The sequence below is a fragment of the Verrucosispora sp. ts21 genome (genome assembly GCF_002879555.1).
GTDB classification, from domain to species: Bacteria; Actinomycetota; Actinomycetes; order Mycobacteriales; family Micromonosporaceae; genus Micromonospora; species Micromonospora gifhornensis.
On record NZ_PNOZ01000122.1, the window covers coordinates 1 to 12,714 of the forward strand.

12 protein-coding genes are annotated in these 12,714 nt (G+C 70.1%); 11 read left to right on the forward strand and 1 reads right to left on the reverse strand.

Translation table 11 applies throughout. The annotated features are described in order from the left end of the window. Nucleotides 1–923, forward strand: a 923-nt coding sequence (locus C1A38_RS29210; RefSeq protein WP_102660908.1) for a D-alanyl-D-alanine carboxypeptidase family protein, incomplete at its 5' end; no start/stop codon positions are given. 32 nt (nt 924–955) lie between these two features. After that, nucleotides 956–1,774 (forward strand): M15 family metallopeptidase, encoded by an 819-nt coding sequence (locus C1A38_RS29215; RefSeq protein WP_102660909.1) that lies wholly within the window; start codon nt 956–958, stop codon nt 1,772–1,774. On the opposite strand, the gene C1A38_RS29220 is transcribed toward C1A38_RS29215, so the two are convergent. Further along, nucleotides 1,735–2,550 carry an alpha/beta hydrolase gene (locus C1A38_RS29220; RefSeq protein WP_102660910.1) on the reverse strand — a complete coding sequence of 272 codons (816 nt, stop codon included), beginning with the start codon at nt 2,548–2,550 and terminating at the stop codon, nt 1,735–1,737. The two genes, C1A38_RS29215 and C1A38_RS29220, sit on opposite strands and share 40 nt — an antisense overlap. Nucleotides 2,551–2,712: 162 nt before the next feature. Between C1A38_RS29220 and C1A38_RS29225 the strand changes: the two genes are divergently transcribed. The 9 genes from C1A38_RS29225 to C1A38_RS29265 all read left to right on the forward strand — a co-directional run bounded on the left by C1A38_RS29225 (nt 2,713) and on the right by C1A38_RS29265 (nt 12,488). Then, on the forward strand, nt 2,713–3,744 hold the full coding sequence (locus C1A38_RS29225) for an extracellular catalytic domain type 2 short-chain-length polyhydroxyalkanoate depolymerase (protein WP_102660911.1): 1,032 nt from the start codon (nt 2,713–2,715) through the stop codon (nt 3,742–3,744). Nucleotides 3,745–3,860: 116 nt separating this feature from the next. Continuing rightward, the gene (locus C1A38_RS29230; RefSeq protein ID WP_233197098.1) at nt 3,861–4,787 is read left to right on the forward strand and encodes an ion transporter; all 927 of its coding nucleotides are present in this window, start codon (nt 3,861–3,863) and stop codon (nt 4,785–4,787) included. 202 nt (nt 4,788–4,989) lie between these two features. Next, entirely contained in the window at nt 4,990–7,812 is a 2,823-nt protein-coding gene (locus tag C1A38_RS29235; protein ID WP_102660912.1) for a Na+/H+ antiporter subunit A, read from the forward strand. Then, nucleotides 7,809–8,273 carry a Na(+)/H(+) antiporter subunit C gene (locus C1A38_RS29240; RefSeq protein WP_102660913.1) on the forward strand — a complete coding sequence of 155 codons (465 nt, stop codon included), beginning with the start codon at nt 7,809–7,811 and terminating at the stop codon, nt 8,271–8,273. The genes C1A38_RS29235 and C1A38_RS29240 overlap by 4 nt, the downstream gene beginning before the upstream one ends. Next, a complete protein-coding gene (locus tag C1A38_RS29245) occupies nt 8,270–9,847 on the forward strand; it encodes a Na+/H+ antiporter subunit D (protein WP_102660914.1) in 1,578 nt (525 codons plus the stop codon). The genes C1A38_RS29240 and C1A38_RS29245 overlap by 4 nt, the downstream gene beginning before the upstream one ends. Further along, nucleotides 9,844–10,470, forward strand: a complete 627-nt coding sequence (locus C1A38_RS29250) for a Na+/H+ antiporter subunit E (RefSeq protein WP_233197099.1) — start codon at nt 9,844–9,846, stop codon at nt 10,468–10,470. Before C1A38_RS29245 ends, C1A38_RS29250 begins: the two co-directional genes overlap by 4 nt. Continuing rightward, a complete protein-coding gene (locus C1A38_RS29255; protein ID WP_013733754.1) occupies nt 10,467–10,730 on the forward strand; it encodes a monovalent cation/H+ antiporter complex subunit F in 264 nt (87 codons plus the stop codon). Before C1A38_RS29250 ends, C1A38_RS29255 begins: the two co-directional genes overlap by 4 nt. Then, entirely contained in the window at nt 10,727–11,104 is a 378-nt protein-coding gene (mnhG, locus tag C1A38_RS29260) for a monovalent cation/H(+) antiporter subunit G (protein WP_102660916.1), read from the forward strand. The genes C1A38_RS29255 and mnhG overlap by 4 nt, the downstream gene beginning before the upstream one ends. A 184-nt stretch (nt 11,105–11,288) precedes the next feature. Further along, the gene (locus C1A38_RS29265; RefSeq protein ID WP_013733756.1) at nt 11,289–12,488 is read left to right on the forward strand and encodes an RtcB family protein; all 1,200 of its coding nucleotides are present in this window, start codon (nt 11,289–11,291) and stop codon (nt 12,486–12,488) included. Nucleotides 12,489–12,714: the final 226 nt, after the last annotated feature.

The following is a 12,714-nucleotide window of genomic DNA, read 5'->3' on the forward strand; positions in this document are numbered from 1 at the left end:
CCCCGGCCAGCGTGCAGAAGTTGCTGCTGGCCGCGACCATGCTGCCCCGGCTGGACCCCACCGAGGTCGTCACCATCACCGCGGGTGACCTCGACATCGAGCCGGGCAGTTCGGCGGTGGGACTGGTGGCCGGCGGCCGGTACCGGGTCGAGACGCTCTGGTTGGGACTGCTGCTGCGCTCCGGCAACGAGGTGGCGAACGCGCTGGCCCGCCTCGGTGGCGGTGCGGACGGGATGGCCGGCGGGCTGCGCGCGATGAACGAGCAGGCCCAGCTGCTCGGGGCGTACCAGACCCATGCGGCCACACCGTCCGGGTTGGACGGCCCGGGACAGTTCACCAGCGCGTACGACCTGGCCCTGATCGCCCGGGCCTGCTTCGACGACGAGCACTTCCGGCGGTACGTGGCGACCCGGGAGGCGGACATCCCCGCCCAGCCGAAGCAGCGCACCAAGGGCTTCACCATCGACAACGACAACCAGCTGCTCTACCGCTACCCCGGTGCGCTGGGCGGCAAGACCGGCTACACCGACCTGGCCCGGCACACCTACGTCGGGGCCGCCGAACGCAACGGACGTCGGCTCGTGGTCACCCTGCTCGGTGCCGACGTGATCGACAAGCGCGGCTGGCAACAGGGCGCGGCGCTGCTCGACTGGGGCTTCGCCCTGCCCCGCGACGCCTCGGTCGGTGTGCTGGTACGCCCCGGCGCCACCACCGCCTCCGCGCCGCCGAGCACGATGCCACCCCAGGCGCTACCCGGTGGGGCCTCCGGCGGTGAGGCGACCGGCCGGCACCCGTTGGCCCATCCGATCCGGTCGGCCTCGTACGTGCTCCTCGCGGTAGGCCTGACCGTCGGAGTGGGCGCGCTGATCGGCCGCCGTCGCCGGCTGCGTACCGCGGGCCGCGCCCCGACCTCGCGCGGCTGACCCCGCAGATGGCGCGCTTGTCGTTGGTACGCATGTCGAAGGTGCTGGTGGGGCTGACGGCGGGCGTGATCACGGTGACCGGCTGCGGTCGACCCGAGCCGACCCCGCCACCGTCCGCGCCCCCGCCACCGTCCGCGACCCGGTCGGCGGCATCCACGCTGCCGGGCTTCGTCGTCCTCTCCGACGTGGACCCGCGCATCCTGACCGACATCCGGTACTACGGCCCGCACAACTTCGTCGGCCGACCCGTCACCGGCTACACCGAGCCGCTCTGCCTGCTCACCGCGCAGGCCGCCGAGGCGCTGCGTCGGGTGCAGGAGACGGCCCTGGCCACCGGTCACACCCTCAAGGTGTACGACTGCTACCGCCCGCAGTCGGCCGCCGACGAGTTCGTCGCCTGGGCCCGCCACACCGACGAGGAGCAGATGAAGGCCGAGTTCTATCCTCGGGTGGCCAAGTCGGACCTGTTCGACCAGGGCTACCTCGGGGCACCCACCGCGCACAGCCGAGGCAGCACCGTCGACCTCACCCTGGTCGGCCTGCCCGCCCGCCAACAGGCCGGATACGTGCCCGGCCAACCACTGGTCGCCTGCACCGCCGCCCAGCCGCAGCGCTTCGGCGACAACAGCGTCGACATGGGCACCGGCTTCGACTGCTTCGACCCGCTCGCGCACACCGACACCACCCGGGTCGGCCCGACCGCCCGGGAGAACCGGCGGCTGCTGCACAGGTTGATGACCGACGGCGGGTTCGTCGGCTACGACCGGGAATGGTGGCACTTCCGCTACCGCGACGAACCCTGGCCGGACACCTACTTCGACCTGCCGGTCGCCCGTTCCTCGGTCGGCTGACCGCCCCGGTCGGCCAGGGGCAGCCAGGCGAGCACGTCGGCGATCTTCGCATCCCAGTACGCCCAGTCGTGCTCGCCGGGGGAGAAGTCCACGGTCAGCGGCAGTCCCGCGGACCGGGCCCGCTCGGCGAACCGCACGTTGTCCTCGTACAGGAAATCCTCGGTGCCGCAGGCGACGTAGAGCGGGGGTGTGGCACCGGCCGAGTCCAGCAGGGTGAGGAGGTCGTCGTCGGTGCCACGTACCGGACGGTCACCGAAGGCGGTGTGCCACACCCGAGGGTCGATCGGACGGGTCGGGTGCTCGGCGCGGAAGGCGAGGTCGAGCGCGCCGGAGAGGCTCGCCACTGCGGCGAACCGGTCCGGTTCGCGCAGCGCCCACTTCACCGCGCCGTAGCCACCCATCGAGAGCCCGGCCACGAAGGTGTCCTCCCGCCGGGCGGAGAGGCGGAAGAAGCCGTGGCACAGCTGCGGCAGTTCCTCACGCAGGAACGTCCAGTACCGGTTGCCGTGCTCCTCGTCGGCGTAGAAGCTCCGCCCGACCTGCGGCATCACCACCGCCAGACCGAGCGGTGCGACGTACCGTTCGATGGCGGTACGGCGCAGCCAGATGGTGTCGTCGTCGCTGAGCCCGTGCAACAGGTACAGCACCGGCGGGTCGCCGGGGGCCTCCGCGCCGGTCAGCCCGATCTGCGACGTGGTCTGCTGCGGCAGGATCACGGTCATCGACGTGCTGAGGCCGAGCGTCTCGGCGAAGAAGTCACAGCGGATCAGCGCCATAACGGTCCAATCTAACGATTCCGGGGCCGAGGCATCGACCGACACCACAGTGCGACCCCGCCGGGTGTGTGCCGCGCTCATGTCGCCGGTGACCTGGATCACGCTAGCGTCGTCGTACGCCGACATCACCGCCGGCGCTCACCTCGTCCCAGGGAGAGCGTCATGCTGAAACCTGCCCTACGACTGTTCGCCGCAGCCGTCGCGGCGCTGCTGATCGCCCCCGCCGTGCCCGCGTCCGCCGCGCCCACTGTGCACACCAGGACCCCCGTCTCGGCGAACCTGTCGACGTACCGCGTCTCCGGCGTGTACGTCGCCGGCGTCTCCTCCGGGGCGTACCTGGCGACGCAACTTCAGGTGGCCTACTCGCAGCGGATCAGGGGAGCGGCGCTGTTCGCGGCCGGCCCGTACTACTGCGCCCAGAACAACGTCGCCCAGGCGCTCTACGGCTGCGGCGACAACCTCTACCCGACGTACCTGAGCGCCCTGCAGACCTACACCCGGACCTGGGCCGGCTACGGCTGGATCGACCCGGTGAGCGGGTTGTCCGGCGAACCGGTCTACGTCTTCCACGGTCGATCCGACACCACAGTCAAGCGGTCGGTCAGCGACGACCTGGTCCGCTACCAGCAGCACTTCGGCGCCAACGTGCAGTACGACAACACCTCGCCCGCCGGGCACGGCTGGGTCACTCCGTACGGGACGGTCGGCTGCACCGCCACGGCGGCGCCGTACCTCAACGACTGCGGCACCGACCCGCAGAACGCCTTCCTGCGCAAGCTGTTCGGCTCGGTGCAGCCGCCGAACACCGGCCCGCTCGGCGGCACGCTGGTGCGGTTCAGCCAGCACACCTTCGCCCCCGGCGGCCGGGCCGGCGCCGCGAGCATGGACGCCAACGGGTTCGCCTACGTCCCGGCGTCCTGCGCGGCCGGCACCAGCTGCCGCCTGCTCGTCGCCCTGCACGGCTGCCTCCAGGGCCACAGCCGGGTCGGCACCGCCTTCGTGGACCGGGCAAACCTCAACCAGTACGCCGACACGAACGCGATGATCGTGCTCTACCCGCAGGCCGTCACCGCAGCCGCCAACCCGAACGGTTGCTGGGACTGGTGGGGCTACCTCGGGGCGACGAACTACCCCATCAAGGGCGGCGCCCAGGTGGAAACCGTGATGAACATGATCCGGCGGCTGGGCGGGTGATGTCGGCGGGCGTCGCCCCGTAGGCTGTCGGCCATGACTGCCGTACGTCGATACCTGAGTGACGCACGGTGGCTGGCGCAGCCGGCCCCAGCGCGCAAGCCGAGGTCAAGCGCCCGGTGAGGGACGCGCAGGTGCCGGCCCAGCGACGCGGGCCGGTCGACTCGTCGCGGTCCAGGCTGGCCGAGGCGTGTGCCCGGATCTCCGCCTCCCGTCCGTTCGAGCTTGCCATCGTCGCGGTGATCCTGGCCAACGGCGTGGTCCTCGGCCTGGAGACCTACCCCGACCTGGGTGCGGCGGGCACCGCCCTGCACGCCGTCGAGTGGGTCTTCCGGGTGATATTTGTCATCGAGATCGCCATCCGGCTGCTGGCCTACGGACGTCGACCGCAGGACTTCTTCCGGCAGGGCTGGAACGTCTTCGACTTCCTGGTGATCGTGGCGATATTCGTACCGGTCCTGCACGGCGACTCGGCGCTGTTGCGCGTCGTACGGGTGCTGCGCATGGTGCGTCTGGTGCGGTTCTCGCCCGGCCTGCGCACGATCGTCGCGGCGCTGTGGCGCAGTCTGCCCGGTATCGGTGGCTTCTTCGCCCTGGCCGTGGTGACCCTCTACGTCTACGGCATGGCCGGCTGGCTGATCTTCGGCAAGGTCTACCCCGAGGAGTACGGGGACATCGGACGGTCCCTGTTGACCCTGTTCGTGCTGCTGTCCCTGGAGACCCTGCCGGACCTCATCGAGCAGGGCATGGAGGTGTCGCCGTGGACCGTGCTCTACTACGCCAGCTTCGTGGTCATCACGGTCAACCTGCTGTTGAACATCCTGATCGCCGTTTTCGTCAACTCCATGGAGGAGGCCCGCCGGTTGGAGATGACCGAAGGGCTCGCTCCGGGCTACGACTCCGACGGCGACGGGGTCCCCGACGAGGTGGACCGCATCGCGATCAGTCAACGCCTCGACGATCTGCGTACCCTCATCGTCGAGTTGGAGCGCGAGTTGCGGATCGACCGCGACGACGGAAGGGGACGCCGGCTGCCGAAGGACTGAACGGACGTTCGTGATCGAACGGGCCCGCTGACCGTCAGCGGGTTTGGGCCGTACTGCCAACGGTGAAACGGCGGTGAACTCCGCCGTCGTTCTGAGTGCTCTGTCGCCGGACACACCTTTGATCCAATTCACGGCAGATGCAGACGGCGGTCCTTACCGGATAAGGTCGTTGCACCGACTGATGATCTCCCGAGGAGGGTGTGTGCTGGTTCTGGTGGCGGTCCATGCGCTGACAGCCGTGATCGCCCCGGCGCTGGTGCGACTCTGGGGACGGCACGCCCTCTACGTGGTCGCGTTGGTCCCTGGAGCGACGCTGGCGTGGGCGCTGACACACATCGGTAAGGTCCGCTCCGGTGAGCCCGTGGTCGAGACGCTGACCTGGGTGCCGCAACTCGATCTGGAACTCGCGTTGCGAATGGGCACGCTGTCCTGGTTGATGGTGGTGCTGGTCGGTGGCGTGGGTGCCCTGGTGCTGGCCTACAGCGCACGCTACTTCCGCTCCGACGACCCCGGCCTGGGCCGCTTCGTCGCGGTGTTCGTGGCCTTCGCCGGTGCGATGCTCGGCCTGGTGGTCTCCGACGACCTGCTGCTGCTGTACGTGTTCTGGGAGCTGACCACCGTCTTCTCCTACCTGCTGATCGGCTACGACCCGGCGAAGCGGGCCAGCCGGCGTGCCGCCATGCAGGCGTTGCTGGTGACCACGCTGGGCGGTCTGGCGATGCTCGCCGGGTTCGTCATGCTCGGTCAGCACGCCGGCAGCTACCGCTGGTCCGTCGTCGCCGAGAACCTGCCCGGCGGCGGCTACCTGGCGGTCGCCCTGGTGCTGATCCTGCTGGGCGCGTTGAGCAAGTCGGCGATCTTCCCGTTCAGCTTCTGGTTGCCGGGCGCCATGGCCGCGCCGACACCCGTCAGCGCGTACCTGCACGCGGCGGCCATGGTCAAAGCGGGCGTCTTCCTGGTCGCCCTGATGGGCCCCGCCGTCGCGGAGGTCACCCCGTGGCGGCCCGTGCTGCTCGTCGGCGGCCTGATCACGATGTTCCTCGGCGGCTGGTCGGCGTTGCGCCAGGTCGACCTCAAGCTGCTGCTGGCGTACGGCACGGTCAGCCAACTCGGTCTGCTCATGGTCGTCCTCGGTGCCGGCACCCGGGACGCCGCCCTGGCCGGCGTGGCGATGGTGCTGGCCCACGCCCTGTTCAAAGCCACCCTGTTCCTCACCGTCGGCATCATCGACCACGCCACCGGCACCCGTGACCTGCGGGAACTCAGCGGCGTCGGGCGTCGCGCCCCCGCCCTGGCCGTGGTGGCGGGGCTCGCCGCGGCCTCGATGGCCGGTCTGCCACCGATGGCCGGTTTCGTCGCCAAAGAGGCCGCGGTCGAGGCGCTGCTGCACGGTGGCACCGCCGACCTGGCGGTACTCGCCGGTGTGATCTTCGGCTCGGTGCTGACCGTGGCGTACACCCTGCGCTACCTGTGGGGTGCCTTCGCCGACAAGCCCGGCGTCGAGCCCACCACGGTCCGGCCGGTGTCCTGGGCGATCCTCACCCCGGCCGCCGTGCTGGCCGTCGCCGGTGTCGCCGTCGGCGTGCTCGCCCCGGCGGTGGATCGCCTGCTGGCCCCGTACGCCGACCTGTACCGCTCCGCCGAAACCGGCTACCACCTGGCGTTGTGGCACGGCCTCACCCCGGCGCTCGGCCTGTCCGTGCTGGCCGTGGCGGGCGGTGCCGGCCTGTTCGACCTGATGCGCCGGGAGCGGGTCCGCGCCACCATGCGGCTGCCGTTCGACGGTGCCGTGGCGTACAAGAAGTGCATCAACGCCATCGACCGGCTCGCGGTCGAACTGACCGGTCGGACCCAGCGTGGTTCGCTGCCGTTCTACCTCGGCGTCATCCTGGTGGTGATGGTCGTGTTGCCGGGCGGTGCGCTGCTGGCCGGCAGCCCCTGGCCACAGCGCTTCCATCTGTGGGACACCCCGTTGCAGGGAGTCGCCGCCGCCATGGTGGTGATCGCCGCCGTGATGGCCGCCCGCGCCCTGCGTCGGCTCACCGCGATGATCCTGGTCGGTGTGGCCGGCTACGGCATCGCGCTGATGTTCGTCCTGCACGGCGCACCCGATCTGGCGTTGACCCAGTTCCTGGTGGAGACCGTCACGATCGTGATGTTCGTGCTGGTGCTGCGCCGGTTGCCGGCGAAGTTCTCCGAACGCCCGATCCGTTCCAGCCGGCGTGGCCGGGTCGCGATCGGGGTAGCCGTCGGCGCCGTCACCGCCGGCATGGCCTACGTGGCGGCCGGTGCCCGCCAGGCCGTCCCGATCTCCGTCGACTTCCCCGACGGGGCGGTCTCCTACGGCGGCGGCAAGAACGTGGTGAACGTGACCCTTGTCGACATCCGGGCCTGGGACACCATGGGTGAGATCGCGGTGCTGGTGGTGGCCGCGACCGGCGTGGCCAGCCTGATCTTCCGCCATGCCCGCGACCTCGGCCGCCGCGGCGACATCCCCGGCGACGGCCCGACCGAGTACAACCGGCCCCGCTGGTTGACCACCGGCGCCACCGCCCGGTCGCAGTCGGTGATTCTTCAGGTGATCACCCGGCTGCTGTTCCACGCCATCGTGCTGTTCTCCATCTACCTGCTGTTCAGCGGCCACAACGCGCCAGGTGGTGGCTTCGCCGCCGGCCTGGTCGCCGGTCTGGCCCTGGCCGTGCGGTACCTGGCCGGTGGTCGTACCGAGCTCAACGGCGCCGCACCCGTCGACGCCGGCGTGGTACTCGGTGCCGGGCTGTTCGTGGCCGTCGGCACCGGCGTGGCTGCCATGCTGCTCGGCGGGGAGTTCCTGCAGAGCGCCCTGCTCGACTTCCACCTACCGGTGCTGGGTCACATCCACTTCGTCACGTCGGCCTTCTTCGACGTCGGTGTCTACCTGATCGTCGTCGGCCTGGTGCTGGACATCCTGCGCAGCCTCGGCGCCGAGATGGACCGCCAACACGAGACCGAGGGCGACGAGGTACGGGAAAAGGAGCTGGTGTGAGCCCCAACCTCACCTACGTCATCGTGGTCGGCGTGCTCGTCGCCGCCGGCGTGACGCTGCTGCTGGAACGCAGCCTCACCCGGGTGCTGATGGGCGTCATCCTGCTCGGCAACGGCGCGAACCTGCTGCTGCTCACCGGTGGGCGGGCCGGTGCCCCGCCGATCGTCGGCAGCGCCCCGCAGGAGGAGATGAGTGATCCACTGCCGCAGGCGATGATCCTCACCGCCATCGTGATCACCCTGGGCATGACCGCCTTCCTGCTCGCCCTGGCGTACCGCAGTTGGCACCTCAACGGGCACGACGAGGTGCAGGACGACGTCGAGGACCGCCGGATCATGGACCTCGCGGACCGCGACGAGGTACCCGACGACGACGTCGACGGCGACGACGACGACGAGGAATCACCGACGACGGACGAGCGGCAGCTGTCCACCACGGCGAAGGGAGGGCGGGCCGGATGACGTTCCTCGTACCGCTGCCGGTGGTGATGCCACTGCTCGGCGCGGCCCTGACCCTGCTGCTGCTCGGGCGTCCCCGGGCCCAGCGATGGGTGAGCCTCACCGTCCTCACCGCCACCGTCGCGGTGGCCGCGATGCTGCTGATCCAGTCCAGCCTGCACGGGCCGCTGGTGGTGGAGGTCGGCGGTTGGGTCGCCCCGCTGGGCATCGTGCTGGTGGCCGACCAGCTCGCCGCGTTGATGCTCGTGGTCTCCGCCGCGGTGACCCTGTGCGTGCTGGTGTACTCCATCGGGCAGGGTATGGCCGACGGCGACGAGGAGACGCCGCTGTCGGTCTACCACCCCACCTACCTGGTGTTGACCGCCGGCGTGTGCAACGCCTTCCTCTCCGGCGACCTGTTCAACCTCTACGTCGGCTTCGAGATCCTGCTGGTGGCCAGCTACGTGCTGCTCACCCTGGGCAGCACCGAGACCCGGATCCGGGCGGGCACCACCTACGTCGTGGTCAGCCTGCTCTCGTCGGTGATCTTCCTGGTCGCCATCGGTCTGGTGTACGCCTCGACCGGCACGCTCAACCTGGCCCAGCTCGCCGACCGGCTCGACGCCCTGCCCGACGACATCCGGCTGCTGTTGCAGGGCATGCTGCTGCTCGCCTTCGGCATCAAGGCCGCGGTGTTCCCGCTGTCGGCCTGGTTGCCGGACAGCTATCCCACCGCACCCGCCCCGGTCACCGCGGTCTTCGCCGGCCTGCTGACCAAAGTCGGCGTGTACGCGATCATCCGTACCGAAACGCTGCTGTTCCCCGGCGGCCGGGTCGCGACCCTGATGCTGGTGACGGCGGTGCTGACCATGGTGGTCGGCATCCTCGGCGCGGTCGCCCAGTCCGACATCAAGCGATTGTTGTCCTTCACACTGATCAGCCACATCGGTTACATGCTCTTCGGTGTCGGGCTCACCTCGTCACTCGGACTGTCCGCGGCGATCTTCTACGTGGTGCACCACATCACCATCCAGACCACCCTGTTCCTCGCCGCCGGACTTGTCGAACGAAGAGGTGGCACCACCGCCATGGACCGCCTCGGCGGCCTGGCCCGGCTGTCGCCGATCCTCGCCGTGCTGTTCTTCGTACCGGCGTTGAATCTCGCCGGCATCCCACCGTTCTCCGGCTTCCTCGGCAAGCTCGGCCTGGTCCAGGCCGGCATAGACGACGGTGGTGCGCTGGCCTGGATCCTGGTCGCCGGCGGCCTGGTCACCAGCCTGCTCACCCTGTACGCGGTGGCCCGGGTGTGGAACCTGGCCTTCTGGCGGGCGCCGCACCCGGAGATGCCGGCGGTCGACGACGCCGAGCAGGCGGCCCGCACCGAGGGGGCGGTGCAACCGCAGCAGTCCCTCGCCACCGCGCAGACCGGCGCCGTGCTCCCCGGGCTGATGATCGCGCCGACGGTGGCCCTGGTGGTCTTCGGCCTGGTGCTGACGCTGGTGGCCGGCCCGTTGTTCGACCTGAGCAGCGATGCCGCCAACGACCTGCTGCAACGCACACCGTACGTCGACGCCGTCTTCCCGGGAGGTGCGCCGTGAGGCCTGACCCGATGACCCCGGCGGAGCCGACCGAGCCGCCGAGCAACGCCACACTGACCCCGGCTGCCCGACGTCGTAACCGGATCACTGCGGTGATCTTCCTGGTGGTCGTCTGGATGTTGCTCTGGGGCACGCTGTCGTGGGCCAACCTGATAAGTGGGCTGGTGGTGGCCGCCGTCCTGCTGGCGGTCTTCCCGTTGCCGCCGGTGACCTTCGCGGGACGGATCCACCCCCTGGGTACGGCCCGGTTCCTGCTGCGCTTCCTGAGCGACCTCGTCGTCGCCTCCGTCCAGATCGCCTGGATGGCGCTGCGTCCGGGGCACGTGCCGCACAGCGCCATCATCGCGGTGCGCCTGCGGGTGAACACCGACCTCAACCTCACCCTCGCGGCGGAGGCGCTGTCGCTGGTGCCGGGCAGCCTGATCCTGGAGGCCGACCGCACCACCGGCACCCTGTTCATCCACGTCATCAACGTCGACAGCCTGGACGAGGTGGAGAAGTTCCGGCGCGGGGTGCTGGAGTTGGAGGAGCGCATCGTCGCCGCCATCGGCTCGCCGGAGGAACAACGTCGCGTCCGTGAACGTCCACCGCCACCGCTAGACCTGGAAGGGGCAGCGGCATGACCATCGTCGCCGTGACCGTCACCGCGCTGCTCGCCGTGGCCGGCGCACTCACCCTCACCCGCATCATCCGTGGTCCGTCGATCCTGGACCGTGCGGTCGCCACCGACGTGCTGCTGGCCATCATCGTCGCGGCCATCGCCACCGAGGCCGCCTACAGCAAGGACGCCACCGCGCTTCCGGTGCTCGTGGTGCTCGCGGTCCTCGGATTCGTCGGCTCGGTCAGCGTCGCCCGCTTCGCCGCCCGGAGAAACGACAAATGAGCCTGGACGCCGTACTCGACATCGTCGCCGCCGTCTGCCTGATCAGCGGTGCCCTGCTGAGCCTCGCCGCCGGCATGGCCCTGGTGCGCTTTCCCGACCTGCTCGCCCGCATGCACGCCGCGGCCAAGCCGCAGGTCCTCGGGCTGCTGCTGGTGTTGCTCGGCTGCGGCCTGCGGCTGCGCACCGGCGTGGACATCACCACCCTGGTGCTGATCGGGGTCTTCCAGCTGGCCACCGCCCCGGTGGCCGCCCACATGGTCGGCCGCGCCGCCTACCCGCACGACGACATCCGCACCGACCTGCTCCTCACCGACGAACTGGCCCCCCACCTAGACCGCCTCTCCGCCACCACCCCCCCAACCCCAACCCCCTGACGCCCCAATATCCATTGCCACCCCCCACACCCCCTCATACCCTCTCTCCCAGCCCGCCGCGCACCTCACCCACGCTCACCACGGCGCGCGCCGATCTTGCACTTTCTGCCCGGGCGTAAGCCGCAGAAGTGACGTATCGGCGACCAGAGGTGCAAGATCGGCGGTGAATTGAGGGGGAGGCGTCGTGGGGTACGAGGTGTTGGCGGGGACGCGGGCGCCGGTGCGGGTGTGGACGGATCCTTATGGGATCGAGGAGCAGGCGGCGCGGCAGCTGCGCAACATCGGGGTGTTGCCGTGGGTGCAGGGGGTTGCCGTGATGCCGGACGTGCACTTCGGTAAGGGTGCGACGGTCGGATCGGTGATCGCGATGCGACAGGCCGTGTCGCCGGCCGCCGTCGGCGTGGACATCGGTTGCGGCATGTCGGCGGTACGCACCTCGCTGACCGCCGACGATCTGCCCGACGACCTCGCGGGGCTGCGTCGGGCCATCGAGGATGCCATTCCGGTCGGCTTCGCCCAGCGTGACGATCCGGTCGACCCGCGTCGGGTTCGGGGTCTGGAGCAGCGCGGCTGGATCGACTTCTGGCAGCGCTTCGCCGACCTGGACCGTCGGGTGGCGCAGCTGGAGACGCGGGCCCGCCGGCAGTTGGGCACCCTCGGCGGCGGCAACCACTTCATCGAGGTCTGCCTGGAGTCCGGCGGCACCGACGACGGCCGGGTCTGGCTGATGCTGCACTCCGGGTCGCGCAACATCGGCAAGGAGCTGGCCGAGCGGCACATGGCGGTGGCCCGGCGGCTGCCGCACAACGCCGACCTGCCCGACCGGGACCTGGCGGTGTTCCTGTCCGGCACGCCGGAGATGGACGCCTACCGGCGGGACCTGTGGTGGGCGCAGGAGTACGCGCGGCGCAACCGGGCGGTCATGCTCGCCGTGCTGATGAACCTGGTACGGGACCGGTTCGAGCAGGTCAGCTACGACGAGCCGATCAGCTGCCACCACAACTACGTGGCCGAGGAGCGCTACGACGGGGTGGACGTGCTGGTCACCCGCAAGGGCGCGATCCGGGCCGGTGCCGGTGACCTGGGCATCATCCCCGGATCGATGGGCACCGGGTCGTACATCGTGCGGGGCAGGGGCAACGAGGCGGCGTACTGCTCGGCGTCGCACGGGGCGGGGCGGCGGATGTCGCGCGCCCAGGCCAAGCGGACGTACACCACCGACGACCTGGCCGCGCAGACCTCCGGGGTGGAGTGCCGCAAGGACGCCGGGGTGGTCGACGAGATTCCCGGCGCGTACAAGGACATCACCGAGGTGATGGCCCAGCAGGAAGACCTGGTCGAGGTGGTGGCCCACCTCAAGCAGGTGGTCTGCGTCAAGGGCTGACCGACCACGCGCAAGGTCACCCGGCAGCCGCGTGTTCGCTGAGCGACGATGAACACGTGGCAGTGCAGCCGTACGGCACGCCGAGCCAAACCACCTGCACTGCCACACCCCGCCCCCACCCCCCCAGCCCCGTCGATCTTGCACTTTCTGTCGCCGCATAAGCCGCATAAGCCCACGTATCGGCGACCAGAAGTGCAAGATCGACGGGACGGGACGAGCGGGACGG

Excerpts from the sequence above, each read along its gene's own strand:
- C1A38_RS29215 (WP_102660909.1), top strand. The coding sequence starts at position 956 with ATGTCGAAGGTGCTGGTGGGGCTGACGGCGGGCGTGATCACGGTGACC.
- C1A38_RS29220 (WP_102660910.1), bottom strand. The coding sequence starts at position 2,550 with ATGGCGCTGATCCGCTGTGACTTCTTCGCCGAGACGCTCGGCCTCAGC.
- C1A38_RS29225 (WP_102660911.1), top strand. The coding sequence starts at position 2,713 with ATGCTGAAACCTGCCCTACGACTGTTCGCCGCAGCCGTCGCGGCGCTG.
- C1A38_RS29245 (WP_102660914.1), top strand. The coding sequence starts at position 8,270 with ATGACGTTCCTCGTACCGCTGCCGGTGGTGATGCCACTGCTCGGCGCG.
- C1A38_RS29255 (WP_013733754.1), top strand. The coding sequence starts at position 10,467 with ATGACCATCGTCGCCGTGACCGTCACCGCGCTGCTCGCCGTGGCCGGC.
- mnhG (WP_102660916.1), top strand. The coding sequence starts at position 10,727 with ATGAGCCTGGACGCCGTACTCGACATCGTCGCCGCCGTCTGCCTGATC.